The sequence below is a fragment of the Cellulomonas sp. NPDC058312 genome, assembly GCF_042880135.1.
In the GTDB taxonomy this organism is placed as follows: domain Bacteria; phylum Actinomycetota; class Actinomycetes; order Actinomycetales; family Cellulomonadaceae; genus Cellulomonas.
In genome coordinates this window covers 282,668-308,794 of the sequence record NZ_JBHVZE010000001.1, presented here as the reverse complement: position 1 = coordinate 308,794, position 26,127 = coordinate 282,668, and the positions used below count along the sequence as shown (strand labels likewise).

Here is a 26,127-nt window from a genome sequence, read left to right as displayed (position 1 = left end):
GTCACCGGCTCGCTCCTCGCCCCGGCGGCTCACGTCCGGCAGAATTCATCCCACCACCTTTGCCCCGCCGGGCGACCCCCGGATCTCGAAGAGGAAGAAGCCGCACCCGTGGCCCGCAGCATCTACGTCACCTCCCCCGAGGGGGACACCGGCAAGTCGACCGTGGCACTGGGCCTCGTCGACCTGCTGACCCGCACCGTGCAGAAGGTCGGCGTGTTCCGCCCGATCGCGCGGTCCACCGAGACCCCGGACTACGTGCTCGAGCTGCTGCTGGCCCACGACGGCGTGGACCTGTCGTACGCGGACTGCGTCGGCACCACCTACGAGGCCGTGCACGCCGACCCCGAGGCGGCGCTCGCCACGATCGTCAGCCGGTACCACGCGGTCGCCCGCCAGTGCGACGTCGTCGTCATCGTCGGCACCGACTACACCGACATCGCCGGCCCCGCCGAGCTGGGCTTCAACGCCCGGATCGCCGCCAACCTGGGCGCGCCCGTGCTGCTGTGCGTCAAGGGCCAGGGCCGCACGCCCGAGGAGGTCCGCCAGGTCGCCGAGGTCGCCGCGAACGAGCTCGAGGCCGGCCACGCCCAGGTCGTCGCGATCGTCGCCAACCGGTGCGACCCCGCCAACCTCGACGCCGTCCGCGCCGAGCTCTCCACCCGCGCCACCGCCTGGGCCCTGCCCGAGGAGCCGTTCCTCGTCGCCCCCACCGTGCGCCAGCTGATGGACGCGGTCGACGGCACCCTGATCGGCGGCGACGCGCAGCTGCTGTCCCGCGAGTCCACCGAGGTCCTGGTCGGCGCCATGTCGATCGAGCACCTGCTGGAGCGGCTGTCCGACGGCGTCGTCGTGATCGTCCCCGGCGACCGCTCGGACATCCTGCTCGGCCTGCTCACCGCGCACGCCGCCGAGGGCTTCCCGTCGCTGTCCGGCATCATCCTCAACGGCGGGTTCGAGCCCCCGGCCGTCGTGTCCCGCCTGGTCGACGGCCTGCGCAGCAAGCTGCCGGTGATCCGCACCGACCTCGGCACGTTCCGCTCGGCCAGCGCCGCGGCGAGCACCCGCGGCCGGCTGTCCGCGGACTCGCAGCGCAAGGTCGACACGGCGCTCGCGCTGTTCGAGAAGCACACCGACGCCGAGGAGGCCCTGGCCGCGCTCGAGGTGCCGGCCCCCGAGGTCGTCACGCCGCTGATGTTCGAGTACGAGCTGCTCGACCGGGCGCGGTCCGACCGCAAGCACGTCGTCCTGCCCGAGGGCAGCGACGACCGCATCCTGCGCGCCGCCTCCACGCTGCTCCAGCGCGAGGTCGCCGAGCTGACGATCCTCGGCGACGAGACCGCGATCCGCCGCCGCGCCACCGAGCTCGGCCTGGACCTCACCGCCGCGCACGTCATCGACCCCAAGGCCGGCGAGCTGCTCGAGCGGTTCGCCGCCGAGTACACCGAGCTGCGCAAGCACAAGGGCATGACCGTCGAGCGCGCCCGCGAGATCGTCTCCTCGGTGTCGTACTTCGGCACGATGATGGTCCAGCTCGGCCTCGCCGACGGCATGGTCTCCGGCGCCGCGCACACCACGGCCCACACCATCAAGCCGTCCTTCGAGATCATCAAGACGCTCCCCGGCACCTCGGTCGTGTCGTCCGTCTTCCTCATGTGCCTCGAGGACCGCGTCCTGGTCTACGGCGACTGCGCCGTGAACCCGGACCCGACCGCCGAGCAGCTCGCGGACATCGCGATCTCCTCGGCCGAGACCGCCGCGCAGTTCGGCATCGAGCCGCGGATCGCGATGCTGTCCTACTCCACCGGCTCGTCCGGCTCCGGCGCGGACGTCGACAAGGTCCGCACCGCGACCGAGCTGGTCCGCGAGCGCCGCCCCGACCTGAGCGTCGAGGGCCCGATCCAGTACGACGCCGCCGTCGACGCCTCCGTCGCCCAGACGAAGATGCCCGACTCCGCGGTCGCCGGCCGGGCCACGGTGTTCGTGTTCCCCGACCTCAACACCGGCAACAACACCTACAAGGCCGTGCAGCGGTCCGCCGGCGCGGTCGCCGTCGGCCCCGTGCTCCAGGGTCTGCGCAAGCCCGTCAACGACCTGTCCCGGGGCGCCCTGGTCCAGGACATCGTCAACACCGTCGCCATCACGGCGATCCAGGCCCAGGCCCTGACCTCGGAAGGCTCGAAGTGAACCACGTCCTCGTCATCAACTCCGGCTCCTCGTCGATCAAGTACCAGCTGGTCGACGCCACCAGCGGCGACGCCCTCGCCAGCGGCATCGTGGAGCGCATCGGCCTCGAGGTCGGCAAGGTCAAGCACGAGGGCCCGTCCGGCACGACGGTCCTCGAGCAGCCCGTGCCCGACCACGAGACCGGCATGCGCCTCGTCCTCGGCCTGTTCGAGGAGCAGGGCCCGCAGCTCCGCGAGGAGGACCTCACCGCGGTCGGCCACCGGATCGTCCAGGGCGGCGACGTCTTCGACGGCCCCGCGGTCATCGACGACGAGGTGCTCGCGCAGATCGACGCGCTGTCCCCGCTGGCCCCGCTGCACAACCCGGCCAACGTCGCCGGCGTGCAGGCCGCCCGGCACGCGTTCCCGAACCTGCCGCACGTCGCGGTGTTCGACACCGCGTTCCACCGCACCATGCCGCCGGCCGCGTACACGTACGCGATCGACCAGGACGTCGCCGCGCAGTACAAGATCCGCCGCTACGGCGCCCACGGCACGTCGCACCTGTACGTGTCCCGCGCGACCGCCGAGTTCCTCGGCAAGCCGCTCGAGGAGCTCAACACCATCGTGCTGCACCTCGGCAACGGCGCGTCGGCGTCCGCCGTGCGCGGCGGCGCGTGCATCGACACGTCCATGGGCCTCACCCCGCTCGAGGGCCTCGTCATGGGCACCCGGTCGGGCGACATCGACCCCGCCGTGCTGTTCCACCTCGCGCGGGTCGGCGGCTACACCATCGACCAGCTCGACGAGCTGCTGAACCGGAAGTCCGGGATGCTCGGCCTGTCCGGCTACACCGACATGCGCGACGTCCACGACGCCGTCGCCGCGGGCGACGAGCGGGTCAAGACCGCCCTCGACGTCTACTACCACCGGATCAAGGGCTACGTCGGCAAGTACTACGCCGAGCTCGGCCACGTCGACGTCATCACGTTCACCGCCGGCATCGGCGAGAACGACGACATCGTCCGGCTCAACGCCCTCGCGGGCCTGGAGCGCCTCGGCATCCAGGTCGACCCCGAGCGCAACGTCGGCCGGATCAAGGAGCCGAAGGTCATCTCCCCCGACGGCGCCGAGGTCACCGTGCTGGTGATCCCGACCAACGAGGAGCTGGAGATCGCCCGCCAGGCGGTCGCCACCATCGCCTGACCCGGTACGCCCGTGCGAGGGCCCGCACCGCCGACCGGCGGTTGCGGGCCCTCGCCGCGTCTCACCGTTCCGCCGTTTCACCCGGGGCGCCCCTTCACCCCGAGCGGCCCGTTCCCGATACAGACAGACATGACGACTGCCCGAGCGGCGCAGAGGGACGGCCTGCCGTCCTGGCGCTCGGAGCTCGACCGGATCGACCGCCTGTGCGACGCCGCGCCCGCGCTGTGCGTCGCGGCCCTCCCCCCGCTGCTCGAGCGGGCCCGGGCCGAGCACGCGATCGAGCCCGAGATCGAGCTCGAGTACAACGCGGGCTGGGCGCACCACCTCCTCGGAGACGACGCCCTGGCCCTCGCGGCGATGGAGCGCGCCCTCGAGCTGAGCACCACCCACGGCGTCCGCCCCTGGGAGGGCCGCCTGCTGCAGGGTCTCGCGGCGGTCTACAACGGGTTCGGCGACAACCTCTCGGCCCTGGAGCTGCTCGACCGGTCCCTGGCGATCCGCCGCGAGCTGGACGACACCGAGGGCATGGCCGCGGCGCTGAACAACCTCGCGGACACCTACATCTCGATGAACCGGTTCCCGGAGAAGGCCCGGGAGCTGCTCGACGAGGCCGCGCGCCTGTGGCCGCTGCTGAACCGCCCCGACGGCACCTGCGCGACCCTGTCCGGCCTCGCGAAGCTCGACACCGACGAGAGCGTCGCCCTGGCCGCGACCGACCCGGTCCGCTCGCGCGCGCTCGCCGAGCGGGCGGTCTCGCTCGCGACCCAGGGTCTCGAGGCGGCGCACGGCGTCCCCGACGCCGACGGCGGCGACTCCGGCAACCCGCGGATGGCCGCGGAGGCGCAGGTGCGGCTCGCCCGCGCGCTGATGGCGTGCGGCGAGCTCGACGCCGCCGGCGTCGCGCTGGAGGAGGTCGCGCACGCCCTGCCGCGCGTGCAGGCCCGCTACCTGACGATCCGGTACCACGCGGCGCACGGCCGGCTCTGCCGGCTGCGCGGCGACCACGCGGGCGCGCGCGCCACCCTGCACTCCGGTCTGCTGGTCTCCGAGCAGACCCTGCGGCCGATGGAGCGCGCCGACGTCCTGCTCGAGCTGGTCCAGGTCCACGAGGACGCCGGCGACCTGCAGGCCGCGCTCGACACCCACCGGCAGTACCACGAGGCCGTCATGCTCCAGCGCGACCAGGCCGCCGAGCGGCGCGGCATCGTGGTCAACGCGCAGCTCGACGTCGAGCGGGTCCGCCAGGCCCGCGACCAGGCCCGCAAGCGCGCCGCCGAGCTCGCCGCCCTCAACGAGACGCTCCAGCACGACGCCGTCCACGACCCCCTGACCGGCCTGCTGAACCGCCGTGGGCTGGACGCGATCCTCGCCGCGCGGCTCGGGCGGGAGGAGGAGATCGCGTACGTCGTCGCGGACCTCGACCTGTTCAAGTCCGTCAACGACCTGCACTCCCACCCGGTCGGCGACGAGGTGCTGCGCCGCGTCGGGCAGATCATGACCGCCGCGGTCCGGGTCGGCGACGTCGTCGCCCGCGTCGGCGGCGAGGAGTTCACGCTGGTGCTGCTCGACTCGCCGCTGGAGCAGGCCCAGGCCGTCTGCGAGCGCATCCGCGCGACGATCGCCACGTACCCGTGGCACGAGCTGTCCCACGGGCTGCGGGTGACCATGAGCTTCGGCGGGGCGATGGCCTCCCCCGCCGAGGCCGCCCACACGCTCGCCGCGCGCGCCGACGTCGCGCTGTACCGGTCGAAGCGGCTCGGGCGGAACCAGGTGCAGTTCGACGGGGTGGTGCCGGAGGGCACCGCCGGGCCGGGCTCGTCCCCGGGCGCCCGGGTCGCGGGCGGCACGTCCAGCACCGCCTGCGCGCCGGCCTGACCGGCGGGGGCGGGCCCGCCGCCGCCGGTCCGGACGCCGCCGGCCACGCTCCCGAAGAGGGGCTGGTCAGGGCCGGGTCGTGCCGCTATCTTCGGTGGCTCAGCCGCACGTCCTGATCCGACCGACACCCGTCGACCGGCCGCGTCCGCGCGCCGTGACCACGGGTGCCCCACCCGGGAGTCGACCGTGCTGCGCTGCGCCCCACCCCGCCCGACCCACCTCCGACGTCAGGAGGTGCGCCGTGGACCTCGTCGTTGAACCCGCCGAGGTCGCCGAGGTCGGCGCGGCCCTGAGAGCACTCGAGCACGAGGTCCCCGACGCGCCCCGCACGACGCCGCGCACGAGCGGCAGCCCCGCCGTCGACGACGACCTCGAGGACCTGCTGCTGTCCGCGCGGGACGGCCTCCGGGACGCCCGCGCCGCCCTGCACGCCCTCGGCACCGCGGCGAGCGCGGCCGCCGACGCCCTCGTGGCCACCGACCGTGCGCTGGCCACGTCATGAGGTGGACCGACGAGGACCCGGGAGCCGGCGACGTGCACGCGCTGCGGCACCTGTCCCGGCAGCTCACCACGACGGTGAACGAGCTCGCCGACGTCCACTGGGAGGTCCGCTCCCGCACCGGGACCCTGACCGAGGCCGCCTGGTCCGGTCAGGCGGGTGACGCGTGGCGGGACTCGGCGCAGACCTGCGTGGACAACCTGCGGCACCTGCTCGAGTCGATCGACCCCGCCACCGACGCCCTCACGGCGTACGCGAACCGGGTCGAGGAGATCGCCGAGGAGGCCGCCGTGATCCGCCGGCGCCAGGATGCCGCCTCGACGCTGCTGCGGTCGCTGCACCGCGCACCCGAGACGACCACGGCAGCAGCACGCACCCGGTGGCGGGACGCCTGCGACGACGCCTCCGACACGGTGCGTGCCGGTGACCGCCAGCTCCAGGACCTCGCCGACCAGCGCCGCGCCGCCGACACGCGGCTGCGCGGGCAGATCGACCCCGTACGGGCGGTCGACTGGGACCTCGCGGGCGTGGTGAGCGTGCCCGCCCCGGTCCGCGCCGCGGGGCCGTCCGTAGGGGTGCCCGACGGTGCCGTGCGGCTCGCGCAGGTCGGCAAGGACACGGTGCAGCTCGGGTCCAAGGCCCGTGCGTACCGGCAGTTCGTCCGGTCCGGCTTCGCGCCCGTCGCCGGCCGACCCCGCGCCGCGCTCCGCGAGGGGGCGAAGGCCGCGGCGGCGCTGCGACGGTTCTGCTTCGGGGGTGAGGGCAGCGGGGTGCTCGCGCGGATGCGCGTGCCGGGGGCCGCGGTGGTGGGGCGGGCGTTCTTGCCGGTGACGATCTACAGCGGGGTGTCGGATGCGCTGACGGGGGGTGGATACAGCGGAGGTCGAGGGGCGGCGACACGAGCACTCGGTGCCGTTGGCGCAGCGGGAGCAACCGCCTTGCTGGCATCCAGCATGGCTCCGACTCTCGGAGCCGGCGCGCTCGCGCTCGGACCCGTCGGCCTCGCCGTCGCCGGAGCAGCCGTGCTCGCCTACGGCGCGTGGAGCCTGGGCAACCTGGTCTGGGACCACCGCGAGGCGATCGGGGACTTCCTCGGCTCGGCGTGGAGTGGGATCGGCGACGCCGCGGCCCGTGCGCGTGACGTCGGGGTCCGCGCGGCGTCGGCCGCGGTCGACTGGGCACGTGACCGCATCGGGTCCGTCACCCGCCGCGCCGCCGATGCCGTGGGCGACGTCGCGGGCGGGCTGCTGCGCGTCCTGTCGTTCGGGTCGCTGTGACCGGCTCCGCGCCGGAGGACGGCGCCGCTCCCGCCACGGCAGTCCCCCTCGAGGTCCTCACCGACGAGGAGCTGCACGTCCTGCACGGCGGCGTCCCGACGGTCGTCGTCGAGCCGCACCTCGCCGCCCTGGCCGACGGCCCACGGGAGTGGAGCCTGCGGACCGCGTACCGCGGCCTGCTCGCCCGAGGGCTGCTCGAACCCCCGACCGGGGCGGCACCCACCGACCCCGACGGGAGCGGCACCGCCGACGCCCGGGTCCGCGAGGACGTGCACGCCGTGGTGACACTGCGGGCCGCCCCGGACGCCGTGCTCTGCGCCGCGCGCACCACCTCGCTCGGCCAGGACTTCTGGTACGCGCACGTGGTCGCGGACGTCGTGCTGGTCGAGCAGGTCGACGCCGGAGGGCTGCACCACTTCGCCGTCGCACCGGCCGACGACCTTCCCGACCTGCTGACGGCCGCGACGGTCCACCCCGAGGCGACCGACGGCACCGGACCCGCTCTCGCGGTCGGAGACCCGGCCGCCCCGGAGCGTGCGACCACCGACCTGCTGGCCCGGGCCGAGCTCCGCACCGACCTCGTGCTGCGCACCCCCGGCGACACGGAGCCGATGCTGACCGGCCTGTTCACCGGCCCGGACGGGGCGTGGCTGCTCACCGCGCGCCCCGGCACCGATGACCCGCTGACCGCGGTTCCCGTCACGCGGGCCGACCTCCTGGGGCACCTGCACAAACTCGCCGCACGCGCCCTCTCTGCCCGAGCCAACCGCCCCGCCGGCGAGGACGCCCGGTGAGCGGCGGCCGCCGGCGGGTGCACCCGAGTTCGCCGGACACGCAGGGCCTCGTCCCGCTCCCGGCGCTGATGACGCCGTCGGCCCGGCGGTGGTTGATCGGCACGGGCGTGTTCGTCCTGGTGGGCTACGCCTGGAGCTTCGTCACCCACCCGGAGGACGGGCTGTGGTCGCTGCCGTTCGTCGGGTTCCTCGCCCTGGGCGCCCTCTGGATGACCTGGGGATCGAGCTGGCTCGACACCGCGAACGGCACGCTGGTGACCGTTCACGGCAGGTGGCTGACCGAACGGACGCAGCTCGGCGACGGCACCACCGTCACGCTCGTCCCGGACCAGATCGGCAGGGTGCTGCTCGCCATGCGGTCGCCGGGCTCGCGCAGGCGCCGATTCATGGTGCTGCTCGCCATGACCCTCTACGTCGAGAACTCGACGTCACCCGACGTCCTGCGCACGCTCGCCGACACCCTCGAGCGTCACGGCACCGTGGGCGCCGCCGACGTCGTCCCGGTGCTCCTCGCCCAGGCCGCGCACCTCGACGCGGGCGGCGGACCGGGTACCTCGCCGCTGGCGGCACTGCTCGGCGACGAGGACGTGCGCGACACCCCGCCCTCGCAGGTCGCGCGGTGAACCGCTCGCAGTGGCGATTCACCACGCAGCCCCCCGACACGACGGGCATGGTGCGGATCCCGGCGCTGACGACCCGATCGGCCATGCGCTGGCTCTACGGCACAGGTGCGCTGCTGGTCGGCGCATTCATCTGGCACTTCGTCACAGACCCGCAGAACCGCCCCTACACGCTGATCGGCGCCGCCGTCAGCGTGCTGTTCGCGTGCTGGATACTGTGGGGTTCGCTCTGGCTCGACACCGAGACCGGGGCCGTCCTCGCCATCCGCGGCCGCGGCTGGATCGGCTACCGCGTCCCACTCGGCGACGGGACGACGGTCACCGCAGTCCCCGATCACCTCGGGGGCAGGGTCCTCCTCGGGCTGCGCCCCCACGGCTCCCGCTTCCGGGACTTCATCCAGGTCCTGGCGATGACCATCTACGTCGAGAACTCCATGTCCCCCGACCTGCTGCGCCTCCTCGCCGACACTCTCGACCGCCACCACACCCACGGCGCCGACGTGGTCGGCCCCCTCCTGCGCGCCCAGGCCGACCACCTCGACGCCGGCGGCGGACCTGGCGACTCCCCCCTCGCCGCTCTCCTCCAGGGTCGCGGTTGAGGGGCGCCGCAGGCCGGCAGCTCACCCCTGCGCGGCCGCCCAGCGGGCGACGCGGGCCGCACTCTCCTGCGGCGCCAGGTCCACCACGCGGGTCATCAGCGTCCACCGCACGCCGAACGGGTCGACGACCGAGCCGAACCGGTCGCCCGACACGAACGTGCTGACCGGTTCGCGCAGCGTCGCCCCGGCCGCGACGGCACGCTCCACGGCCGCGTCGACGTCGGGCAGGTAGAGCGCGAGCGAGTAGGTCGCCGGGGCGGACGGGTCGGGCGCGGCGATCCCGTACGCGGGCATCGGGTCGCTCAGCGTGAGGCAGCCGTGGCCGAGGTCGAGGGTCGCCTCGCCGACGAGGTCGCCGAGCCGGGTCACATCGAGCACCCTGGCCCCGAACGCCCGCTCGTAGAACGCGAGCGCCTGGTCCGCCGGGTGCACGACGAGGTGCGGGGTGAGCGAGGTGCGGCCGTGCGGGACGCCGCCGGTCGTGTGCGCGCCGGTCGCGAGGGCCGGGGCTGTCGTGTCGGTCGCGGGTGCGATGCTCTCGGTCATGCCCCGAGCCTCACGCCGGGGTGACGTGGCGGTCTGGTACGAACGGGACAACCGGTCCGGGGACGGGGGTGGGCACGTGGTCGGGTCGGCGGGGTACCTCAACCCGGGCGACGCGGAGGTGCGGTTCGCCCGCACGGCGCTGGTCGCGGACCTCGACGCGCTCGTCCGGCACGTGTGGACGGCGCACTGGGACGTGCCGCCCGGCGAGGTCCGCGCGCAGCGGGTGCTCACCTACCCGAGCGCGAACGTCGTCGTGCAGCCCGGCCGCGCGGACCTGCACGGCCCGGACCGGGTGCTGTCCGTGCAGGAGCTGACGGGACGGTCCTGGGTGGTCGGCGTGCTGCTGCGCCCGGCCGCGACCCGGCTGCTCACCGCGACCGACCCGGTGCGGCTGGTCGGCGCCCACGAGCCCCTGCCGACCGCGCCGCTGCCCGCGCTCACGGCGGCCATGACGGGGACCCCCGGGTCAGGACCGTCCGCCGCGCCCGCTCCGGCGGACCGGCCCGACCACCTCGCGGACGTCGCCGCGACGCTGCGGGCGTGGCTCGCGCCGGTCGCCGCCGGGGTCGACGACGCCGGGCTGCTCGCGAACGCGGCCTGCCGGGTCGCCGAGGAGCGCACGGACGTGCTCCGCGCCGCCGACCTCGCGGACGCGGTGGGCACGACCCCGCGCACCCTGAGCCGGGTCGTGCGGGCGCACACCGGCCTGACGCCGAAGTGGCTGATCGAGTGCCGTCGGCTGCAGGCGGCGGCGGGCGCGCTGCACACCGACCCGGACGCGGACCTCGCCGCGCTGGCCGCGGACCTCGGGTACACCGACCAGGCGCACTTCACCCGCCGCTACCGCCGGGTGATCGGCGAGACGCCGGGCGCCACCCGGCGCCGCGCCCGACCTCCGGCGCCGCCGGGCCGCTGACCCCGCGCGCCCGAGACCGCGCCCGTCACACCCCGAGCGCCACCCGGGCGTCGGCGTCGAGCAGGTCGACGACCGCCGCCCGCGCCGCCGCCGGGTCCTCGGCGGCGATCGCCGCGTCGGCCATCGCCCGGCAGGCGTCGAGCGTGTGCCGGCGCAGCGCGTACCGGACGGCCGGGAGCGCGGCCGGGGACATCGACAGGCTCGTGACCCCCAGCCCGGTGAGCACCAGGGCCATCAGGGGGTCCGAGGCGGACTCCCCGCACACGCCGACGGGCTTGCCGGTCTCCACCCCGGCGCGCGCGGTGGACGCGACCAGCTCGAGCACCGCGGGCTGCCACGCGTCGAGCAGGTCGACGAGCTCGCCCCGGAGCCGGTCGGCGGCCATCGTGTACTGGGCGAGGTCGTTGGTGCCGAGCGACACGAAGTCGACCTCGGCGAGCACCGACGACGCGCGCAGGGCCGCGGCGGGGACCTCGACCATGACGCCGGTCGTCCGCAGGCCGGCGGCGCGGGCCGCCTCGGCGAACGCACGGCTCTCGGCGGGCGTGGCGATCATCGGGGCCATCACCCACGGCGTCGTCCCGGTCTCCTCGCCCGCCCGGGCCAGGGCCTGGAGCTGGTCGGCGAGCAGCGTGGGCGCGGACCGGACCAGCCGGTAGCCACGGACCCCGAGCGCGGGGTTCTCCTCCGGGCTGAGGTTCGCGAACGCCAGCGGCTTGTCGGCCCCGGCGTCGAGGGTCCGGACGACGACCTTGCGGTCCGGGCCGAGCGCGCGCAGCACCCGGGCGTAGGCGGTCGCCTGCTCGTCGACGGTCGGTGCCTGCTGCCGGCCGAGGAACAGCACCTCGGTGCGGAACAGCCCGACGCCCTCGACGGCGACGTCGGCCAGGCGCTCGGCGTCCTCGGCGGTGCCGATGTTCGCGAGCAGCGCCACCCGGTGGCCGTCGGCGGTCGCGCCCGGGTCGGTGTCGGACTCCAGGGCGCGCTCCGCGGCGGCACGGGCGGTCATCGCGGACCGCACGGCCTCGTCCGGCTCGACGGTGACGGTGCCGGCGGCGGCGTCGACCGCCACCTCGACGCCGTCGACGAGGCCGCTCGCCCCGGTGGCGCGGACCACGCACGGGATGCCGTTCTGCCCCGCGATGATCGCGGTGTGGCCGGTCGGGCCGCCCTCCTCGGTGACGAGGGCCAGGACCCGCGCGAGGTCCAGCGCGGCGGTGTCCGCGGGGGCGAGGTCGCGGGCGACCACGACCGACGGCTCCCGCAGCTCCGGGACGCCCGGCGCGGGCTGGCCGGTGAGGCGCGCGACCACGCGGTCACGGACGCTCCGGAGGTCGGTGACGCGCTCGGCCAGGTAGCCGCCCGCCTGCTCGAACATCGCGGCGAACGCCCCGACGGCGGCGTCGAGCGCGGCGACCGCGGGCTCCCCCGCCGCGACCTTCGCGAGCACCTGGTCCCTGAGCGCGGGGTCATCGGCCATCATCGCGGTCGCGCCCAGCACCTCGGCCACGGTGCCCGACGCGCGGTCGGCCTGCTCCCGCAGCGCCGCCGCGACGTCGGTGAACGCGGCCGTGACCGCGCCGGGCAGCTCGGCCGCCGGGACGGGGGCGCCGTCGCGGACCACCGGGGCGTCGCCCGGGACCGCCGGCGCGGGCCGCACCCGCACCACCGGCCCGACCGCGACCCGGCGGCCGACCCCCGCTCCGTGCAGCACCGTGCCTGGGGCAGGTGCTCGGTCCTCGGTCCGGGTGGTCATCACAGCAGCGTCCCTCCGTCGGGTCGGGTGTGCGGGTCGTTCAGCGGGTGGTGCGGGTGCGGGGTGGTGCGGGTGCGGCAGGTGCCGATGCGGCTGTGCGGTCAGGCCGTCGCGGGCTGCGCGGCCACGACGGGCTGCGCGGCGGCGTCGGCGGCCTGCTCCGCCTGGACCACGGGGTTCGGCTTGAGGCTCTTGAGCACGACCACCAGCAGCCCGGTGACCGCGGTGCCCACGAGCACCGCGAGCAGGAACCCGAGCGGGTTCGAGATCAGCGGCAGCACCCACACGCCGCCGTGCGGCGCGCGCAGGCCGGAGCCGAACGCCATCGTGAGGGCGCCGGTGACGCTGGAGCCCACCATCGACGACACGATGACGCGCCACGGGTCGGCCGCCGCGAACGGGATCGCACCCTCGGAGATGAACGACAGCCCCAGCAGCACCGCGGCCTTGCCGTTCTCCTGCTCGGCGTGCGTGAACAGGCGCTTGCGGACGAACGTCGCCAGGGCCAGACCCAGCGGGGCGACCATGCCGGCCGCCATCACCGCGGCCATGATCTGGTACTGGACCGCGTCGGCGGCCAGGCCCTCGGTCGCCAGGCCGGTGACCGCGAACGTGTACGCGACCTTGTTGATCGGGCCACCGAGGTCGAAGCCCATCATCACGCCGAGCAGCGCGCCCATGAGCACGAGGTTCGAGCCGGACAGGCCGTTGAGCCAGTTCGTCAGGCCGTCCATGAGGTTCGCGATCGGGCGGCCGATCAGCACGAACATGAGGAACCCGGTGATCAGCGACGACAGCAGCGGGGTGACCACCACGGGCATCACGCCGCGCACGCCCTTCGGCACCTTCCAGCGGCTGATCCACAGGGCCAGGAAGCCCGCGACGAACCCGGTGACCAGGCCGCCGAGGAACCCGGCGCCGACCAGCACGGAGATGGAGCCGCCGACGAAGCCGGGCACCAGGCCGGGCCGGTCCGCGATGCCGTACGCGATGAACCCGGACAGCACCGGGACCAGGAACGCGAACGCCGCGCCGCCGGTCTGGAACAGCAGCACCGCCCAGTCCTGCCCGGACGTGATGCTGAAGCTGGAGATCAGGTCGGCGACCGGCACCTGCGTCACGGCGACCGCGCCGGACTCGCCCCACGCGGCCTGGGCGATCATGAAGCCCAGCGCGATCATGATGCCGCCGGCGGCGACGAACGGGATCATGTACGACACGCCGGTCATCAGCCACTGCCGGATCCGGGTGCCGACGCCGGCGTTCGGGTCGACCTTGGTGGCGGGGCGGGGCCCGGCACCGGCCGGCGCGCCCACGGGCTCCGCGACGACGCCGTGCTCGACGGCCTCGACCGCCTGCGCGAGCACCCCCGAGGGGTCGTGGACGGCCTTCTTCACGCCGACGTCGACGAACGGCTTGCCCGCGAACCGCTCGCGGTCCTGGACCTCGAGGTCCGCGGCGAAGATGACCCCGTCCGCGGCGGCGATGACCGCCGGGTCCAGCGGGGTCGAGCCCGCGGCGCCCTGGGTCTCGACGACGACCTCGTGGCCGCCGGCCTTGCCGACGGTCTCGAGGGCCTCGGCGGCCATGTACGTGTGCGCGATGCCCGTGGGGCACGAGGTGACGGCGACGAACTTCATGACGGCACGACCTCTCGGGTGACGATCTCGGCCACGGTGGCGGCGTCGGGGGCGTCGAGCAGGGACTGGCGGAACGACTCGTGCACCAGGCGGCGCGCGAGGGCGGCGAGGATCTTCAGGTGGTCGGAGTCCCCGCCGGCCGGCGCGGCGATGAGGAACACCAGGCGGGCCGGCCCGTCGGGGGCGCCCCAGTCGACGGCGTCCCGCAGCTTGCCGACGGCCAGGCTCGGCGCGGCGACGTGCTCGGAGCGCGCGTGCGGCAGGCCGACGCCGCCGGGCATGCCCGTGGCCATCTGCGCCTCGCGGGCGCGCACGTCGGCGTGGAAGCCCTCGGCGTCGGTGACGCGGCCCGCGGCGGCGAGCAGGGCGATGAGCTGCCCCGTCGCGTCGTCGCGGTCACGGGCCACCAGGTCGACGCCGACGAGGTCGGCGGAGGTCAGCGGCAGGCTCATGGTCACAGCTCCTTGAGGGCGAGGGAGGGGTCGGGGTCGGCCACGACGGCGACCTCGTCGAGTCGGATGTCGGACGGGCGCGGGACCGCGCTGCCCGGCAGGAGGACCGCGGCGCGGCCCCAGGCGACGGCGCGGCGCAGGCGGTCGGCCGGCGCGCCGTCGGCGGCGAGGTAGCCGGCGAGCGTCGAGTCGCCTGCCCCCACGGTGGACACCGGGACGAGGGCGGGCCCACCGGCCCACCACGCACCGGCCCCGGTCACCAGCAGCGCGCCGTGCACGCCCAGGCTGACCAGCACGGCGTCGGTGCCACCGGCGCGGACGGTCGCCGCGGCGTCGAGCACGTCGCCGACGGTCACGAGCTCGCGGCCCACCAGCTCGGCCAGCTCGTCGTCGTTGGGCTTCACCAGGGCGAGCCCGCCGTGCCGGACCGCTGCGGCGAACGGGGCGCCGGAGGTGTCCAGCAGCACCGGGACGCCGCGGGCGGCGCCGAGGTCCGCGACCCGCGTGAAGAACGTGTCGTCGACGCCCGCCGGCAGGCTCCCCGCCGCGACGACCGCGTCGGCCCCCGCGGCGAGCTCGGCGTCGACGGCGGCGAGCAGGGCCTCCTGCTCGTCGGCCGTCAGCGCGGGCCCCGGGGCGTTCACCTTGGTGGTGGCGCCGCTGGACTCGGACAGCGTGATGTTGGACCGGGTGTCGCCGGACACCGGCACCGGGTGCGCGTCGACGCCCTGGGCGGCGAGCAGCGCCACGACCTGCGCGCCGTCGGGCCCGCCGGACGGCAGCACCGCCCGCGACGCGACGCCGTGCGCGGCCAGCGCCCGGGACACGTTGATGCCCTTGCCACCGGGGTGCAGGTGCGTGGCGGCGGCGCGGTTGACCTCGCCGGGCTCCAGCCGCTCCAGGTGCAGCGCCCGGTCCAGGCTCGGGTTGGGGGTCAGCGTGACGATCATGCCCGCACCACCCGGGTGCCGGCGGCCTCGATCTCGTCCGCGAGCTCGGGCTGGACGCCGGAGTCGGTGACCAGGGTGTCGACCTCCTCCAGGGGGGCGACGTGCGCGAAGTCCGCGCGGCCGATCTTGGTGTGGTCCGCGAGGACCACGGTGCGGCGGGCCGCGCCGACCAGGGCGCGCTTCACCGCCGCCTCCGCGAGGTCGGGGGTCGTGAGGCCGTGCTCGACGCTCAGGCCGTTGGTGCCGAGGAACGCGACGTCGACGTGGATGTCCGCGAGGTCCCGCAGCGCCCAGGTGCCGACCGCCGCGAGGGTCCGGCCGCGGACCGTGCCGCCGACCAGGTGCAGCGTGATGCCGGGCCGGGTGGCGAGCACCGTGGCGACCGGCAGCGCGTGGGTGACGACCGTCAGCTCGCGGTCGGTGGGCAGCAGCTCCGCGAGCCGGACGGTGGTGGTGCCGGCGTCCAGCACGATCGCGCCGCCGTCGGGCAGCTCGTCGAGGGCGGCCTTGGCGATCCGGTCCTTCTCCCCCGACAGCAGGCCCTCGCGCTGGGCGAGCCCGGGCTCGAAGCCGAGCTGCTCCACGGGGATCGCGCCGCCGTGCACCCGGCGGACCAGGCCGTGCCGCTCGAGCACGGTGAGGTCGCGGCGCACGGTCTCGGGGGTCACGTCCAGGGTCGCGGCGAGCGACGCGACGTCGACCCGGCCGTCCCGCCGCGCTGCGGCGATGATCTGCTGCTGGCGCTCCGTCGCGTACACGTCGCCTCCGTCGGCTGGGTCGGTGGCCCGCGCCGGGGAGGACCCGGCGCTGGGCTGCTTGCTGCCCCCTCAGCATGCCCCAACCGGACCCCGAAACGCAACCACCCAAACCCATTCGGGCATGAACCCAACCCGCAAACCCACATCCCCGGACCCGCGCCCCACCCCGTCGAGATGACCCTGCCCGCTCCCGCCCACCAGGGCCACCCGAGCGGCCCTGGGCCCGCATCGGGAGCCGCATCGGGAGCCGCAGCGGCGGACGAGTGGTCACGACACGCTGCCTCGCGCGGCGGTCGGCCAGCGTGTCGTGACCACTCGTCGGAGCGCGCGGGGGCGGGGGCGGGGGCGGGGGCGGGGGCGGGGGCGGGGACCGGCGGGGAGTCCCCGGGGGCTCGGGCGGCGCGGAGGGGCGGGGACGGCGCGAGGGCCGCGGCTCCCGGGTGGGAGGCGCGGCCCTCGGGGGCGTGCGGGGTGCGGGTCAGTGGGGCTGGTACGGGCTGACGACGATCTCCACGCGCTGGAACTCCTTGAGGTCCGAGTAGCCGGTGGTGGCCATCGCCCGGCGCAGCGCGCCGATCAGGTTGAGCGACCCGTCGGCGGTGTGCCCGGGGCCGAACAGCACCTGCTCCAGCGTCCCGGCCTGCCCGACGTGCACGCGCTCACCGCGCGGCAGGTGCGGGTGGTGCGCCTCGGGGCCCCAGTGCCAGCCCTGGCCGGGGGCGTCGGTCGCCCGGGCCAGCGCCGCACCGAGCATCACGGCGTCCGCACCGCACGCGACGGCCTTGACCAGGTCGCCCGAGCGCCCGACGCCGCCGTCCGCGATCACGTGCACGTACCGGCCGCCGGACTCGTCGAGGTAGTCGCGGCGTGCGGCCGCCACGTCGGCGACCGCGGTGGCCATCGGGGCGTGGATGCCCAGCGACACGCGGGTGGTGTGCGCCGCGCCGCCGCCGAAGCCGACGAGCACGCCCGCCGCGCCGGTGCGCATGAGGTGCAGCGCCGCGGTGTAGGTGGACGCGCCGCCGACGATCACCGGCACGTCGAGCTCGTAGATGAACCGCTTGAGGTTGAGCGGCTCGGCCCGGCCGGACACGTGCTCGGCGGACACGGTGGTGCCGCGGATGACGAACAGGTCGACGCCGGCGTCGACGACGTCCTTCCAGAACTCCTGGGTGCGCTGCGGCGACAGCGCGCCGGCGACGGTGACGCCCGCGTCGCGGATCTCGCCGATGCGGCGACGGATCAGCTCGGGCTGGATGGGCGCCGCGTACAGCTCCTGCATCCGGGCGGTGGCCTCGGCGGCCGGCAGCTCGGCGATCTGCGCCAGCAGCGGCTCGGGGTCCGCGTACCGGGTCCACAGCCCCTCGAGGTCCAGGACGCCCAGGCCGCCGGCCCGGCCCAGCGCGACCGCCGTCGCCGGGCTCATCACGGAGTCCATCGGCGCCGCCAGCACCGGCAGGTCGAAGTGGTAGGCGTCGATCTGCCACCCGACGGACACCTCCTCGGGGTCCCGGGTGCGCCGGGAGGGGACGACCGCGATGTCGTCGAAGGAGTACGCGCGCCGTCCCCGCTTGCCGCGGCCGATCTCGATCTCGTTGCTCACCGGCCCAGGTTACCGGCGCGCCCCGCCCCCGCGGGTGCGCGCCGGTCCCCCGGGTCGGCCCGACGTCCGGGCAGGGCCGATCCGGCTCGGGTCAGCCCGCCACGGCGTCGACCACCGCGCCGCTGAACGCCGGGAGGTCGTCCGGGTTCCGCGACGTGATGAGCGTGGCGCCGCCGGCCTGCGACACGACGACCTCCTGGTCGACCCAGTCGGCGCCGGCGTTGCGCAGGTCGGTGGCGAGGCTCGGGTACGACGTGAGCGTGACGCCGTCGACGACCCCGGCCTCGATGAGGGTCCACGGCCCGTGGCAGATCGCCGCGACGGGCTTGCCGGCGCCGAGCACGGCCTGCACGAGCGCCACCGCGCCGCCCTGGGTGCGCAGCGTGTCCGCGTTGACGGTGCCCCCGGGGATGACGAGTCCGTCGAGGTCCGCGGCCGACACCTGGTCCAGCGTGCGGTCGACGGGGTACTCGCCGCCCGGGTCGAGGTCGTTGTTCACGGCGCGCACGGTCCCGGGCTCCGCGGAGACCAGCAGGGCGGTGCCCCCGGCCTCGACGACGGCCTGCCAGGGGGTGGTGAGCTCGAGCTCCTCGATGCCCTTGTCGCTGGTGAGGAACGCGACGGTCCGTCCGGTCAGGCGACCCATTGCCGACTCCTTCGATAGGGGGACCCCGCGGTCGGCGGGGACGCCTTCCACCCTCACCCCGGCGGCCGCGGGGCGCATCCGCTCGCGCACGTGCCACGCGCCGGGCGCGGGTCCCGGGGCGCGTGGGTGGGCGGTGGGATGCTGGCGGCGGTCGGAAGGAGCACGACGCATGACCTGGACGGACGGCCCCCTCCTGGGGTTCGACACCGAGACCACCGGCGTGGACGTCGACCACGACCGGATCGTGACGGCGGCGCTGGTGCGCCGGGACGCCGCCGGGACCCACGTGCGGACCTGGTTGATCGACCCGGGCGTCCCGATCCCCGAGGCCGCCAGCGCCATCCACGGCATCAGCACCGAGCACGCCCGCACCCACGGCGTGGCCCCCCGCGGGGCGCTGGACGAGATCGCCGCGCAGATCGCGGACGCGGTCCGCGACGGCGTGCCGGTGGTCGCCTACAACGCGTCGTACGACCTGTGCCTGCTCGAGGCGGAGCTGCACCGGCACGGGCTGCCGACCGTGGAGGACCGGCTCGGCGGCGCGCTGCGCCCGGTCATCGACCCGCTCGTGCTCGACCGGGCGGAGGACCGGTTCCGTCGGGGCAAGCGCAAGCTCGTCGACCTGTGCGGGTTCTACCAGGTGGTCGACACCGGCAGCCTGCACACCGCGGACGTCGACGTGGTCGCGACGCTCGACGTGCTGGAGCGGATCGTCGGCCGGTTCCCCCACCTCGGGGACCTGGACCTGGTGTCGCTGCACGACTACCAGGTGACCGCGCACCAGGCGTGGGCGGAGGCGTTCAACGCGTGGCGGGCGGAGCGCGGGCACGACGGCCCGGGGGCCGAGGCGACCTGGCCGAGCCGTGGGGCCCGGGCGTCCGCGGGCCCGGCCGCGCACCCGACCGTCCGGCCGGCCGCCGCCGTCACGGCGCCGGTCGAGGAGGTCGCCGTGGCGCACGACCCCGCGCGCGACCGCCGGTTCGTCGGCCGTCCGGTGCAGGACACCCTGATCGCCTGACCAGGCACGTCACATCATCCCTGAGATGCGGTCGGGTTCCCCGAGCGCGTCTCCACGCCTTCTCCCCATCTCCACGCGTGCCGATATCTCATCCATGAGTTAGCGTCGTGCTCGTGACCACGACCAGCCCGACGACCGGAGCCGTCCCGACGGTGACCTCGTCCCTCCCCACCGTGTCTCCCACGCTCCCCGAGCAGCTCGCCCACGTGGGCTCGCTCGTCCGGTCCGCGCGCCGCCACCGCGGCCTGACGCAGACCCAGCTCGCCGACCAGCTCGGCACCAGCCAGTCCGCCGTGCACCGCATCGAGCAGGGCGCGCAGAACGTCAGCCTGGAGATGCTGACCCGGATCGGCGCCGCCCTCGACTCCCCCATCGTCACGCTCGGCGGTCCGCAGCACACCCACCTGCGGGTGCAGGGCGGCGTGCAGCTCAGCGGCCGGCTCGACGTGAACACCTCGAAGAACGGCGCCGTCGCGCTGCTGTGCGCCTCGCTGCTCAACCGCGGCACCACGCGGCTGCGCAACGTCGCCCGGATCGTCGAGGTCGACCGGATCGTCGACGTGCTGCGCTCCGTCGGCGTCCGCGCGACCTGGTCCACGGACGGCCGCGACCTCGAGATCGTCGTCCCGAAGGACCTCGACCTCGACTCCATCGACGTCGACGCCGCGCGCCGCACCCGGTCGATCATCATGTTCTTCGGCCCGCTGCTGGGGCAGCGAGACGACTTCCACCTGCCCTACGCGGGCGGCTGCGACCTCGGCAGCCGCACCGTCGAGCCGCACATGATCGCGCTGCGCCCGTTCGGGCTCGCCGTCACCGCGACCGCCGGCCGCTACCACGCGCGCGTCACCGACCCGGGCCGCTCGGACCTGTCGATCGTCCTGACCGAGCGCGGCGACACCGTCACCGAGAACGCCCTGATGGCCGCCGCGCACCGCGACGGCGTCACCACGATCCGCAACGCCAGCCCGAACTACATGGTCCAGGACCTGTGCTTCTACCTGGAGCTGCTCGGCGTGCGGATCGACGGCATCGGCACCACCACCCTGCGCGTCCACGGCAAGGCGGAGATCGACGCCGACGTGGAGTACGCGGTCTCGGAGGACCCGGTCGAGGCGATGAGCCTGCTGACCGCCGGCATCGTCACCGGCTCGGAGATCACCGTCGGGCGGGTGCCGATCGAGTTCATGGAGATCGAGCTCGCGACGCTGTCCGAGATGGGGCTGCGCTACACGCTGTCGCAGGAGTACACCGCGCACAACGGCCGCACCCGGCTGGTCGACATCACCGTGCACCCCAGCGACCTGCGCGCGCCGCTCGACAAGATCCACCCGATGCCGTTCCCCGGGCTGAACATCGACAACCTGCCGTTCTTCGCGGTCATCGCCGCGTGCGCGACCGGCAGCACCCTGGTGCACGACTGGGTCTACGAGGGCCGGGCCATCCACCTCACGGACCTGACCCGGCTGGGCGCCGACGTCCGGCTGCTCGACGCCCACCGGCTCCAGGTCACCGGGCCGACCCGCTGGTCCGGCGCCGAGGTGTCCTGCCCGCCGGCCCTGCGGCCCGCGGTGGTGATCCTGCTGGCGATGCTCGCCGCCAAGGGCGAGAGCGTCCTGCGCAACGTCGACATCATCGCCCGCGGGTACGAGGGGCTCCAGGAGCGCCTGGTCGAGCTGGGCGCGCGGATCGAGACGTTCCGCGACTGACGGGCGACACGACGAAGGGGCCCGGTGCGCGTCGCACCGGGCCCCTTCGTCGTACGCCGACGCGTCAGCGCACCGTGTAGTTCGGCGACTCCGAGATCATCTGCACGTCGTGCGGGTGGCTCTCCTTGAGCCCCGCCGGCGTGATCCGGACGAACTTCCCGCGCTGCTGGAGCTCCGGGACGGTGTGCGCGCCGACGTAGAACATCGACTGGTGCAGCCCGCCGACCAGCTGGTGCGCGACCGCCGACAGCGGGCCGCGGTAGGGCACCTGCCCCTCGATGCCCTCGGTGATGATCTCGTCGTCGGACAGGTCGCCCTGGAAGTAGCGGTCCTTGGAGTAGGACCGGCGGTCGCCGCGGCTCTGCATCGCGCCGAGCGAGGCCATGCCCCGGTAGCGCTTGAACTGCTTGCCGTTGACGAACACCAGGTCGCCGGGCGACTCGTCGCAGCCGGCGATCAGCCCACCGACCATGACGCTGTCCGCGCCGGCGACCAGGGCCTTGGCGATGTCGCCGGAGTACTGCAGGCCGCCGTCGGCGATGACCGGCACCCCGGCCGGCTTCGCGGCGAGCGACGCCTCGTAGACGGCGGTCACCTGCGGGACGCCGACGCCGGCGACCACGCGGGTCGTGCAGATCGAGCCCGGGCCGACGCCGACCTTCACGGCGTCCACGCCCGCGTCGACGAGCGCCTGGGCGCCCGCGCGGGTGGCGATGTTGCCGCCGATCACCTGCACGTGCCGCGTGCCCGGGTCGGACTTGATGCGGCGGACCATGTCGAGCATGAGGCGGGCGTGGCCGTTCGCGGTGTCGACCACGAGGGCGTCCACCCCGGCCTCGACGAGCGCGGTCACGCGGTCCCAGGCGTCCCCGAAGAACCCGACGGCGGCGGCGACGACCAGGCGGCCGCTCGCGTCCTTCGTGGCCATCGGGTACTGCTCGGTCTTGACGAAGTCCTTGACGGTGATGAGGCCCTGCAGGCGGCCGGCGTCGTCCACCAGCGGCAGCTTCTCGACCTTGTGCTTGCCGAGCAGCGCGGCGGCGTCGGCGTTGGAGATGCCCACCGGCCCGGTGACGAGCGGCATCGACGTCATCGTGTCGCGCACCCGGCGGGTGGTGAACTCCGCCGTCGGCACGAACCGCAGGTCGCGGTTGGTGATGATGCCGAGCAGCCGGCGGTCGTCGTCCACGACCGGCAGGCCGGACACGCGGTACTTGGCGCACAGGGCGTCGAGCTCCGCGAGCGTCGCGTCGGGGCCCACCGTCACCGGGTCGGAGACCATGCCGGACTCGGAGCGCTTCACCAGGTCCACCTGGTGGGCCTGCGCCTCGATCGACAGGTTCCGGTGCAGCACGCCCATGCCGCCCTGGCGGGCGATCGCGATGGCCATGCGCGACTCGGTGACGGTGTCCATCGCGGCGGACACCAGCGGGATCGACAGGGAGATCTCACGCGTGAGCCGGGTCGTGGTGTCGACCTCGCTCGGGATGACGTCCGTCTCGCCCGGGAGCAGGAGGACGTCGTCGTAGGTGAGACCGATGAAGCCGAACGGGTCGGCGGGAGCGGCGGATCCAGGGGTACCCAGGTCGGTCATCCCCCGATGATACGGCGACCCGACGGGCACCCGGACGTCGCGGAGGGTGACCTCCGCGACTCGACCGTCAGCGGATCAGGCCCCGACGCAGACCGATGGCCACGGCCTGCGCGCGGTCGGCGGCACCGAGCTTGCGGAACAGCCGGCGCGCGTGGGTCTTGATCGTGTCCTCGGACAGGAACAGCTCCTGGCCGATCTGGGCGTTGGACCGGCCGTTGCTCATCCCGACCAGGACCTCGACCTCGCGCTTGGTGAGGGAGACCTCGTCGCGCTGGGCGGGCAGCTCGGTGCGGGTGACGACCGGGGTGGGCGCCGTGCCGACGCCGCCATGGCCGGAGAGCCCGTCGTGCGCGACCGGGCCGCCGGCACCGGAACCGGACGGGCTCGCGGGGCTGGCGAGGATGTGCGCGGCGACCGCCGCGAGCTCGGCGCGGCCGACGTCGGGCGCGAGGTAGCCGCGCGCACCCAGCGCGATGGCCCGGTCCAGGGCGATCTCGTCGCCCGGGACGGCGAGCATGACCACCGTCGACTGCGACGGGACCGCCCGCAGCCGGCGGATCGCCTCGACCGGCCCCGGGGAGGGCAGGTGCGCGTCCAGGAGCACGATGGTCGGCGGCACCCGCCGCGCCAGCGCGATCAGCTCGTCGACCGAGGCCGCAGCGCGGACCGGGGCCAGTGCGGGCACGCCCAGTGCCGTCAGGACGATGCGCTCACGCACCGCCGTCGATCCGTGGCACACCACGACGCCCGCCATCGACCTCCACCTTCCGCATGTGCCACGACCCTGGCGGATCCGGCTTGTCTCCTGTATCGGCCAGATCCGGCCCGACGTTAGCGTGGAGCGGGGGTGGATCCCGGGTGGACCTCAGGTGGACCGCCCGGTGATCAGCGGCGGAACCCGTCAGCCGCACACCGCCCGGACCTCGTGCACGAGCCCGGGGACGGTCCGCACGCGCTGGACCTGCGGCCCGGCGGGGACCGCGGCGGCGGCCTCGTCGGGGACCATGACGAAGACCGGCAGGTCCGGCTGCTGCTCGGCGACCGCCGCCACCAGGCCGAGGTCGGGGGCGGGCAGCTCGCTCGACAGCACGACCGCCGACGGCGTCGTCATGGTCGCGATCTCCAGCAGCCGGTGGCGCCCGGTCGGCCCGGCGACGACGCGCGCGTCCACCCCGGCGTCCGCGAGCGCCCCGGCGAGCACGTGCAGGGACAGCGGGCGGGGCTCGCCCGGCGCGGCCAGCAGGAGGACGATACGCCGGCGCGACGGGTGCCGGGGCACGCGCCCGGACCGCTCGCGCAGCACCGCGAGCGCCGCGGCGACGACGAGGGCGTCGGGCTCGTCGCCCGGCTGCGCGAGCACGGTGCGGGCGGCGATGCCGGCGCGGGCCGGACCCACGAGGTCCTCCCACCACCGGGTGAGGTCGGCGTCGGGGGCGAGCGCGAGCAGCCTCGCGACCTCGCGGGCGTCGGCGCGCAGGGCGGCGTCGATCACGGCGGTGGGCGTCGCCGGGCGGTCGCGGCGGTCGACCGGGCGCGCCGCGGACGCGGTGGACTGCGGGACGCCGATCCGGGCCAGGTCGCCGTCGGGGTGGGGGTCGTCGGCACCGTGCGCAGCTCCGGCAGCCCCCGTGCCGGACGTCCCGGTACCGGACGCCACGGCGGGCGACTCCGCGTCGGGCACCGCGCTGAGGTGGCGGGCGGGCGAGGCGTCGGCGGCTCCCCCGGCGTCGGCGGGCGTCGAGTCGCGCGCGATCCGCGCGGCGTCGGCGGGCGGGACGCCGTCGAGCGTCAGCGAGCGCATCGTCATCAGCCGGGCGACGTCGGTGGCGCCGTACCGGCGGTGCGCGCCGGCGGTGTGCGCCGAGGGGCCGAGACCGTAGCGCCGGTCCCAGGTGCGCAGGGTCGCCGGCGCCACGCCGAGCCGACCCGCGACCGCGGCGACCGTGAGCATCGGGCCCGACTCGCCGTCGGTCCCGTCGGCGACGTGCGCGTCGCCGTCCTCGCTGATGTGCATCTCGTCCGTCTCGTCCCCGTGGTCCCGCAGTGATTGTGCCGGGGATCTGGCGCGGTTTCCAGCGGCCGACCCGGGCCGGATCGCGTCAGCCCTGGTCGCGGCGCAGGACCGCGCCCGCCCCGATCTGCCCGAATCGCTCCACAGCCGTGAACAACCCTGTGCACAACCGCGCCAGAACTCGGTCACGACACGGTCTTGAACAACTGCTGGCGCGGTTGTACTGTCCTCATCAGCAGGGTTCACCGGCTCACCAGGGACTTCGGTCCCGAGTCGCAGCCGGACCCGCACCGAGCACGAGGTACTGACGGCTGACGCCGCCGCACAGATGGAGGACACACCATGGCTGAGATCTCTCGCCTTCCGGGACCCGTCATGGAGCTCTGGGAGTGGCAGTACGAGGGCGCGTGCCGCGACGCCGACCAGGACCTGTTCTTCCACCCCGAGGGCGAGCGCGGCGCGGCCCGCCGCCGTCGGGCCGAGGCCGCCAAGGCGATCTGCGCCGGCTGCCCCGTCATCAACGAGTGCCGCGAGCAGTCGCTCGCCGTCCGCGAGCCGTACGGCGTCTGGGGCGGCCTGTCCGAGGACGAGCGCGCCGCCACCCTGGCCAGCCGCGCCGGCCGCACCCGCGCCGAGGTCGGCTGACCCCACCCGCTTCGCGACGGCCCGCGGTGGGATACCGCCGGCCGTCGCGGACACCCGCAGCCGCGCGCGAGCGCGGCTGACCACGTGGCGACCCCCACGGGCGGTGCGACACCGCCGGCGGTCGCCGTCCACGACGACGAGGCCCCCTCCGCGTGCGGAGGGGGCCTCGTCGTGCGCCCGCAGCTGCAGCGGCGGCCTGAGGGGGCGCCGAGACAGGACCGCCGCGCCGAGACAGGGCCCCGGGCGGACCGGTTTCGGCCGGCCGGTCCTTCCTCGGCGTCGCGCCGCACCCCCGCACGGCGGCCGGCCCGGCGCACCCGCACGGCGGCCCGGCCCGGCACCCCCGAACGGCGGCCCCGGACGCGACGAGGCCCCCGCCGCCGGAGCGGTGGGGGCCTCGTCGGGCGTCGCCGGCGCTCAGGCCGGCGGGGGCGTCACTTGGTGACGACCGCCAGGATGTCGCGGGCGGAGAGGATGAGGTACTCCTCGCCGTCGTACTTGACCTCGGTGCCGCCGTACTTGCTGTAGATGACCTTGTCACCCACGGCCACGTCCAGCGGGACGCGGTTGCCGTTGTCGTCGATGCGACCCGGGCCCACCGCCAGGACCTCGCCCTCCTGGGGCTTCTCCTTGGCGCTGTCCGGGATGACCAGACCGGAAGCCGTCGTCTGCTCCGCCTCGAGCGTCTTGACGACGATGCGGTCCTCGAGCGGCTTGATGGAGACCGACACAGCGGACCTCCCCTTCGCGTGTGAGTGCTGCCTGATGTCCTTGTCGCCCCGTGTCCACGGCCGACCGTCGTCGCGGGTGCCGGCAGCCGTGCGGTGCGCGGGCACGCCCCGGAGGGAGTG

At 75.1% G+C, this 26,127-nt stretch carries 24 protein-coding genes; 12 read left to right on the top strand and 12 right to left on the bottom strand.

Translation table 11 applies throughout. From position 1 onward, the window contains the following. Positions 1-108 precede the first annotated feature (108 nt). The 8 genes from pta to ACFVXN_RS01420 all read left to right on the top strand — a co-directional run bounded on the left by pta (position 109) and on the right by ACFVXN_RS01420 (position 9,032). Complete coding sequence (gene pta, locus ACFVXN_RS01455) at positions 109-2,184, top strand: phosphate acetyltransferase (RefSeq protein ID WP_389226140.1); 2,076 nt, start codon at positions 109-111, stop codon at positions 2,182-2,184. Next, a complete protein-coding gene (locus tag ACFVXN_RS01450) occupies positions 2,181-3,368 on the top strand; it encodes an acetate/propionate family kinase (protein ID WP_389226137.1) in 1,188 nt (395 codons plus the stop codon). Before pta ends, ACFVXN_RS01450 begins: the two co-directional genes overlap by 4 nt. Positions 3,369-3,497: 129 nt before the next feature. Next, positions 3,498-5,243 carry a diguanylate cyclase gene (locus tag ACFVXN_RS01445; RefSeq protein WP_389226134.1) on the top strand — a complete coding sequence of 582 codons (1,746 nt, stop codon included), beginning with the start codon at positions 3,498-3,500 and terminating at the stop codon, positions 5,241-5,243. A 241-nt stretch (positions 5,244-5,484) separates the two neighbouring features. Further along, on the top strand, positions 5,485-5,745 hold the full coding sequence (locus ACFVXN_RS01440; protein ID WP_389226131.1) for a hypothetical protein: 261 nt from the start codon (positions 5,485-5,487) through the stop codon (positions 5,743-5,745). Continuing rightward, a complete protein-coding gene (locus ACFVXN_RS01435) occupies positions 5,742-7,019 on the top strand; it encodes a hypothetical protein (protein WP_389226128.1) in 1,278 nt (425 codons plus the stop codon). The genes ACFVXN_RS01440 and ACFVXN_RS01435 overlap by 4 nt, the downstream gene beginning before the upstream one ends. After that, entirely contained in the window at positions 7,016-7,813 is a 798-nt protein-coding gene (locus ACFVXN_RS01430; protein WP_389226125.1) for a hypothetical protein, read from the top strand. The genes ACFVXN_RS01435 and ACFVXN_RS01430 overlap by 4 nt, the downstream gene beginning before the upstream one ends. Continuing rightward, positions 7,810-8,436, top strand: coding sequence for a hypothetical protein (locus ACFVXN_RS01425; RefSeq protein ID WP_389226122.1), 627 nt, complete (start codon positions 7,810-7,812; stop codon positions 8,434-8,436). Before ACFVXN_RS01430 ends, ACFVXN_RS01425 begins: the two co-directional genes overlap by 4 nt. A gap of 47 nt (positions 8,437-8,483) precedes the next feature. Then, complete coding sequence (locus ACFVXN_RS01420; protein WP_389226119.1) at positions 8,484-9,032, top strand: hypothetical protein; 549 nt, start codon at positions 8,484-8,486, stop codon at positions 9,030-9,032. 21 nt (positions 9,033-9,053) lie between these two features. Here the strand turns inward: ACFVXN_RS01420 and ACFVXN_RS01415 are convergent, their stop codons facing one another. After that, positions 9,054-9,578: a VOC family protein gene (locus tag ACFVXN_RS01415; RefSeq protein WP_389226116.1), complete on the bottom strand. Its 525-nt coding sequence runs from the start codon at positions 9,576-9,578 to the stop codon at positions 9,054-9,056. Between ACFVXN_RS01415 and ACFVXN_RS01410 the strand changes: the two genes are divergently transcribed. Then, positions 9,577-10,494: a helix-turn-helix domain-containing protein gene (locus ACFVXN_RS01410; RefSeq protein WP_389226113.1), complete on the top strand. Its 918-nt coding sequence runs from the start codon at positions 9,577-9,579 to the stop codon at positions 10,492-10,494. The genes ACFVXN_RS01415 and ACFVXN_RS01410 overlap by 2 nt on opposite strands. A gap of 25 nt (positions 10,495-10,519) precedes the next feature. Here the strand turns inward: ACFVXN_RS01410 and ptsP are convergent, their stop codons facing one another. From ptsP to ACFVXN_RS01375, 7 genes are all read right to left on the bottom strand, one after another. Further along, positions 10,520-12,250: a phosphoenolpyruvate--protein phosphotransferase gene (ptsP, locus tag ACFVXN_RS01405; protein ID WP_389226110.1), complete on the bottom strand. Its 1,731-nt coding sequence runs from the start codon at positions 12,248-12,250 to the stop codon at positions 10,520-10,522. Between the two features lie 101 nt (positions 12,251-12,351). Beyond that, positions 12,352-13,890: a PTS fructose transporter subunit IIC gene (locus ACFVXN_RS01400; protein WP_389226107.1), complete on the bottom strand. Its 1,539-nt coding sequence runs from the start codon at positions 13,888-13,890 to the stop codon at positions 12,352-12,354. Then, positions 13,887-14,342 (bottom strand): PTS sugar transporter subunit IIA, encoded by a 456-nt coding sequence (locus ACFVXN_RS01395; RefSeq protein ID WP_389226103.1) that lies wholly within the window; start codon positions 14,340-14,342, stop codon positions 13,887-13,889. The genes ACFVXN_RS01400 and ACFVXN_RS01395 overlap by 4 nt, the downstream gene beginning before the upstream one ends. 2 nt (positions 14,343-14,344) lie before the next feature. Beyond that, positions 14,345-15,292 carry a 1-phosphofructokinase gene (gene pfkB, locus ACFVXN_RS01390; protein ID WP_389226100.1) on the bottom strand — a complete coding sequence of 316 codons (948 nt, stop codon included), beginning with the start codon at positions 15,290-15,292 and terminating at the stop codon, positions 14,345-14,347. Continuing rightward, on the bottom strand, positions 15,289-16,050 hold the full coding sequence (locus ACFVXN_RS01385) for a DeoR/GlpR family DNA-binding transcription regulator (RefSeq protein ID WP_389226097.1): 762 nt from the start codon (positions 16,048-16,050) through the stop codon (positions 15,289-15,291). Before ACFVXN_RS01385 ends, pfkB begins: the two co-directional genes overlap by 4 nt. Before the next feature lie 478 nt (positions 16,051-16,528). After that, a complete protein-coding gene (locus ACFVXN_RS01380; RefSeq protein WP_389226094.1) occupies positions 16,529-17,653 on the bottom strand; it encodes a GuaB3 family IMP dehydrogenase-related protein in 1,125 nt (374 codons plus the stop codon). Positions 17,654-17,744: 91 nt separating this feature from the next. Next, the gene (locus tag ACFVXN_RS01375; RefSeq protein WP_389226091.1) at positions 17,745-18,299 is read right to left on the bottom strand and encodes a type 1 glutamine amidotransferase domain-containing protein; all 555 of its coding nucleotides are present in this window, start codon (positions 18,297-18,299) and stop codon (positions 17,745-17,747) included. Between the two features lie 169 nt (positions 18,300-18,468). Here ACFVXN_RS01375 and ACFVXN_RS01370 point away from each other — a divergent pair, with 169 nt between their 5' ends. Together ACFVXN_RS01370 and ACFVXN_RS01365 are read left to right on the top strand one after the other, a co-directional pair. Beyond that, entirely contained in the window at positions 18,469-19,317 is an 849-nt protein-coding gene (locus tag ACFVXN_RS01370; RefSeq protein WP_389226088.1) for an exonuclease domain-containing protein, read from the top strand. Between the two features lie 152 nt (positions 19,318-19,469). Further along, positions 19,470-21,026, top strand: coding sequence for a helix-turn-helix domain-containing protein (locus ACFVXN_RS01365; protein WP_389227824.1), 1,557 nt, complete (start codon positions 19,470-19,472; stop codon positions 21,024-21,026). Between the two features lie 64 nt (positions 21,027-21,090). On the opposite strand, the gene guaB is transcribed toward ACFVXN_RS01365, so the two are convergent. The 3 genes from guaB to ACFVXN_RS01350 form a co-directional block, all read right to left on the bottom strand. After that, positions 21,091-22,620: an IMP dehydrogenase gene (gene guaB, locus ACFVXN_RS01360; RefSeq protein ID WP_389226086.1), complete on the bottom strand. Its 1,530-nt coding sequence runs from the start codon at positions 22,618-22,620 to the stop codon at positions 21,091-21,093. A gap of 67 nt (positions 22,621-22,687) precedes the next feature. Then, positions 22,688-23,374, bottom strand: a complete 687-nt coding sequence (locus ACFVXN_RS01355; protein WP_389226083.1) for a DNA-binding response regulator — start codon at positions 23,372-23,374, stop codon at positions 22,688-22,690. 147 nt (positions 23,375-23,521) lie between these two features. Then, the gene (locus ACFVXN_RS01350; RefSeq protein WP_389226080.1) at positions 23,522-24,634 is read right to left on the bottom strand and encodes a MerR family transcriptional regulator; all 1,113 of its coding nucleotides are present in this window, start codon (positions 24,632-24,634) and stop codon (positions 23,522-23,524) included. A gap of 339 nt (positions 24,635-24,973) precedes the next feature. Here ACFVXN_RS01350 and ACFVXN_RS01345 point away from each other — a divergent pair, with 339 nt between their 5' ends. After that, a complete protein-coding gene (locus ACFVXN_RS01345; protein WP_389226077.1) occupies positions 24,974-25,276 on the top strand; it encodes a WhiB family transcriptional regulator in 303 nt (100 codons plus the stop codon). 434 nt (positions 25,277-25,710) lie between these two features. On the opposite strand, the gene groES is transcribed toward ACFVXN_RS01345, so the two are convergent. After that, entirely contained in the window at positions 25,711-26,007 is a 297-nt protein-coding gene (gene groES / locus ACFVXN_RS01340; protein ID WP_122149810.1) for a co-chaperone GroES, read from the bottom strand. Positions 26,008-26,127: the final 120 nt, after the last annotated feature.